This is a genomic window from Frankia sp. CcMO1 (assembly GCF_977945845.1).
The window spans coordinates 1-3258 of the sequence record NZ_CDWTMG010000364.1 but is presented as its reverse complement, the minus strand read 5'-3'; the positions used below and the strand labels follow the sequence as shown (position 1 = coordinate 3258).

The window sequence follows — 3258 nt, the reverse complement described above, 5'->3', positions numbered from 1 at the left end:
AAAACAGGCTCTTACAGATGGATGCCGAGGCTGACCGTCACCCGGTCGGGGACCGTGCACGGCGGCGCGCCCGGCAGTGCCAGTGCCACTCCGCTCGGGCGCGTCCGCCACGTCGTCGACCCCGCAGGCAGGTCCGCCGTGCCGTGCGCGAACCAAACGCGCAGTTCGTCGCGTGGCACGCGGCCCTGCGCGCGGTCGTCGGCGCGGATCTCGACGACGTCGGGGCCGACCTCGATGACGACGTCGGCGGGCGACGAGATCCAGGCGTCGTCGAACGCCGTGAACCTCAATCGGCCGGTCCAGGCCTGGATCATCTGCCTGTCCTCCCTCGTGGCCGCGGCGGCAGGGCTCCGCCCTGGATCCGGAGTCCGCGGGTCTTCCCTCTACGGGCTCGGTCCTGGGCGAAACCGGCACCGGTGTAGGGGCCCACGTCGGTCTCGCTGCGTACAGCATTGCGACACTGGGCGTAACGACGCAAAGAAGCAAAATGAGCGGTACGTGGATTCCATCCGTGTCCGTCTGTGGGATCCTCGGCGGCTACATTCAGTTCATGTCGGACGAGCCCAGGCTTGCGCGGCGGGAACTCGGCCGGCGGCTGCGCGCCCTCCGCCGGGAGGCCGGGCTGACCCAGGAGGACGTCGCTGCCGAGCTGGACGTCTCGGTCGCGACGCTGCGGCGCATCGAGTCCGGTCAGACCGCCGTGAAGACGGGCAACGTCCTGCTGCTCTGCCGCCGCTACCGCGCCTCGTCCGAAGCCACCGATGCCCTGGTCGCGCTCGCGGAGGGAACACGCGGCAAGGGGCTGTGGGAGGACAGCGGCGTCGTCCCCGACTGGTTCGGTGTCTGTACCTCGGGCTGGAGCACTCCGCCCGGCAGGTGGAGACGTGGGGACCGGAGCTGATTCACGGGCTGCTCCAGACGGAGGAGTACGCCCGTGCCGTCATCGCGGGCATGGACGACGAGGTCGGCCCGGAGACGCTGGAGCACCGCGTCCGCCTGCGGATGGAACGCCAGACGGATGTCTTCGGGCGGGCCTCCATCACGGCGATCCTCGGTCCGGGGGCGCTGGCGCTCCGGGTGGGGTCGCCCGACACGATGCGCCGCCAGGTGGCGCACTTGCGATCGCTCGCCGAGCGGCCCAGTGCCTACGTCGGCGTCATGCCGTGGCGGGCGGGTCCGCGACCATCGCTGTCGGCGTTCACGATCCTGAGCTTCGATGACTCCGAGGACCCCGACATCGCGTACATCGAGCTCGACACCAGCGCCGTCTACCTGGAGAAGCCGGGCGAGCTGGCGAGCTACCGCCGGTCGTTCGCCCGACTGCACGAGCGGTCAATACCTGTGAGGGAGTACAGCGAATGAGTGACGAGACACCGTGGATCAAGGCGATCGCGAGCGGCTCGCAGGGCGAGTGCGTGGAGATGCGCCGCCTGGGCGACGTCATCGAAGTCCGTCACAGTGCCGATCCCCAGGGGCCGGTGCTGCGGTACACGCCGGCCGAATGGGCGGCGTGGCTGGACGGCGCCAAGAACGGTGAGTTCGACCATCTGAGCGGTGGGCGCTCGTGAGTCCCGGCTGACGACCAGGGCCCGGGCGCACGAAGGCGCCCGGGCCCTGCTCGGGTGGCGGAGGATAGGGGATTTGAACCCCTGAGGGTGGTTAACCCAACACGATTTCCAATCGTGCGCCCTAGGCCACTAGGCGAATCCTCCGCTGGGGAGTCTAGCGAACCCGGACGCACCTCCCGTGCGCCCGGCGCCCCCGCGAATCGGCCGGCGCTCCGCGAAAAGGACCCCCCGCGCACCCGCCAGAGCCTGCCTACCCTTGCTGCCTTCCGGCCCTGGGGGAGTTCAGCGGGGTGACGCCGCACGAGGGGTCTGCCCATCACCGTACCCCCTCCCGAGGTTCGCCCGCGAAATCGGGGTGCCGCGGGTGGCTGAAATCGGTTACACACCCCGATTTCGTGGGCGAACCCTGGCGCGTCGGTGGACGTCGGTGGACGCGCCTAGGCTTGGCGCCGTGTCGACCGCCCTGTACCGCCGGTACCGCCCCGAGACCTTCGCAGAGGTGATCGGCCAGGAGCACGTCACCGAGCCGCTGTCGGCGGCGCTGCGGGCCGACCGGGTGAACCACGCCTACCTGTTCTCCGGTCCCCGCGGCTGCGGCAAGACGACGAGCGCCCGCATCCTGGCCCGCTGCCTCAACTGCGTCCAGGGGCCGACGCCGGTGCCCTGCGGCGTGTGCGACTCCTGCGTCGAGCTGGCCCGCGGAGGTCCCGGCAGCCTGGACGTCGTGGAGATCGACGCCGCCAGCCACGGTGGCGTGGACGATGCCCGTGACCTGCGCGAACGCGCCGTCTTCGCGCCGGTTCGGGACCGCTTCAAGGTCTTCATCATCGACGAGGCCCACATGGTCTCGCCGCAGGGCTTCAACGCGCTGCTCAAGATCGTCGAGGAGCCGCCGGAGCACATCCGGTTCATCTTCGCGACGACGGAGCCCGAGAAGGTCATCGGCACGATCCGGTCGCGCACCCACCACTACCCCTTCCGCCTCGTCCCGCCGGAGCGGCTGCAGGACTACCTGGCCGAGGTGTGCGAGCGCGAGGGCGTCCCGGTCGGCAAGGGCGTGTTGCCGCTGGTCGTGCGTGCCGGTGGCGGCTCGGTGCGTGACTCGCTGTCCGTGTTGGACCAGCTCATCGCGGGCGCGGGGCCGGAGGGCCTGCAGTACGCCACCGCGGTCGCCCTGCTCGGCTACACCGACGGCGCCCTGCTGGACGACGTCGTCGACGCGCTCGCCGCGGGCGACGGCGCCACCGTCTTCACGGTCGTCGATCGCGTCGTGCAGTCCGGTCACGATCCCCGCCGCTTCGTGGAGGATCTGCTGGAGCGGCTGCGCGACCTGCTCATCCTCGAGGCGGTCCGCGACGGCGCCCACGCGGTGCTGCGCGGCGTTCCCGACGACCAGCTCGACCGGATGCGCGGCCAGGCCGCCCACTTCGGCGCGGCCCAGCTCTCCCGGGCCGCGGACATCACGAACACGGCGCTCACCGAGATGATCGGGGCGACGTCGCCGCGCCTCCACCTGGAGCTGCTCTGCGCCCGGCTGCTGCTGCCCGCGGCCGACGATGAGGAGCGCGGCCTGCGTGCGCGCGTCGACCGGATCGAGAAGCGGGTGGGCGTCGTCGGCCCGCGCGAGGAGGGCCCGGCGCCGGTCCGCCGGGTGCGGGTGGTGAGCGAGCCCGGACCCGCGCCCCTCGAT

General features: G+C 71.3%; 5 protein-coding genes, 1 tRNA gene and 1 other RNA gene. 4 read left to right on the top strand and 3 right to left on the bottom strand.

All coding sequences use genetic code 11. The annotated features are described in order from the left end of the window. Nucleotides 1-11: 11 nt before the first annotated feature. Nucleotides 12-314, bottom strand: a complete 303-nt coding sequence (locus tag AC08OU_RS23860; protein ID WP_476605876.1) for a hypothetical protein — start codon at nt 312-314, stop codon at nt 12-14. Nucleotides 315-511: 197 nt separating this feature from the next. Between AC08OU_RS23860 and AC08OU_RS23855 the strand changes: the two genes are divergently transcribed. From AC08OU_RS23855 to AC08OU_RS23845, 3 genes are read left to right on the top strand one after another with little or no spacing between them, the layout of a single operon-like run. Further along, on the top strand, nt 512-901 hold the full coding sequence (locus tag AC08OU_RS23855) for a helix-turn-helix domain-containing protein (protein ID WP_476605875.1): 390 nt from the start codon (nt 512-514) through the stop codon (nt 899-901). Beyond that, a complete protein-coding gene (locus tag AC08OU_RS23850) occupies nt 877-1362 on the top strand; it encodes a DUF5753 domain-containing protein (protein ID WP_476605874.1) in 486 nt (161 codons plus the stop codon). The genes AC08OU_RS23855 and AC08OU_RS23850 overlap by 25 nt, the downstream gene beginning before the upstream one ends. Continuing rightward, nucleotides 1359-1568, top strand: coding sequence for a DUF397 domain-containing protein (locus AC08OU_RS23845; protein ID WP_476605873.1), 210 nt, complete (start codon nt 1359-1361; stop codon nt 1566-1568). The genes AC08OU_RS23850 and AC08OU_RS23845 overlap by 4 nt, the downstream gene beginning before the upstream one ends. Nucleotides 1569-1623: 55 nt before the next feature. On the opposite strand, the gene AC08OU_RS23840 is transcribed toward AC08OU_RS23845, so the two are convergent. Continuing rightward, a tRNA-Ser gene (locus AC08OU_RS23840) sits at nt 1624-1712 on the bottom strand. 72 nt (nt 1713-1784) lie between these two features. Beyond that, nucleotides 1785-1881, bottom strand: an RNA gene (gene ffs / locus AC08OU_RS23835) — signal recognition particle sRNA small type. A 138-nt stretch (nt 1882-2019) separates the two neighbouring features. Here ffs and AC08OU_RS23830 point away from each other — a divergent pair. Then, a partial coding sequence (locus tag AC08OU_RS23830) for a DNA polymerase III subunit gamma and tau (protein WP_476605872.1) occupies nt 2020-3258 on the top strand: 1239 nt, incomplete at its 3' end.

Excerpts from the sequence above, each read along its gene's own strand:
- AC08OU_RS23860 (WP_476605876.1), bottom strand. The coding sequence starts at position 314 with ATGATCCAGGCCTGGACCGGCCGATTGAGGTTCACGGCGTTCGACGAC.
- AC08OU_RS23845 (WP_476605873.1), top strand. The coding sequence starts at position 1,359 with ATGAGTGACGAGACACCGTGGATCAAGGCGATCGCGAGCGGCTCGCAG.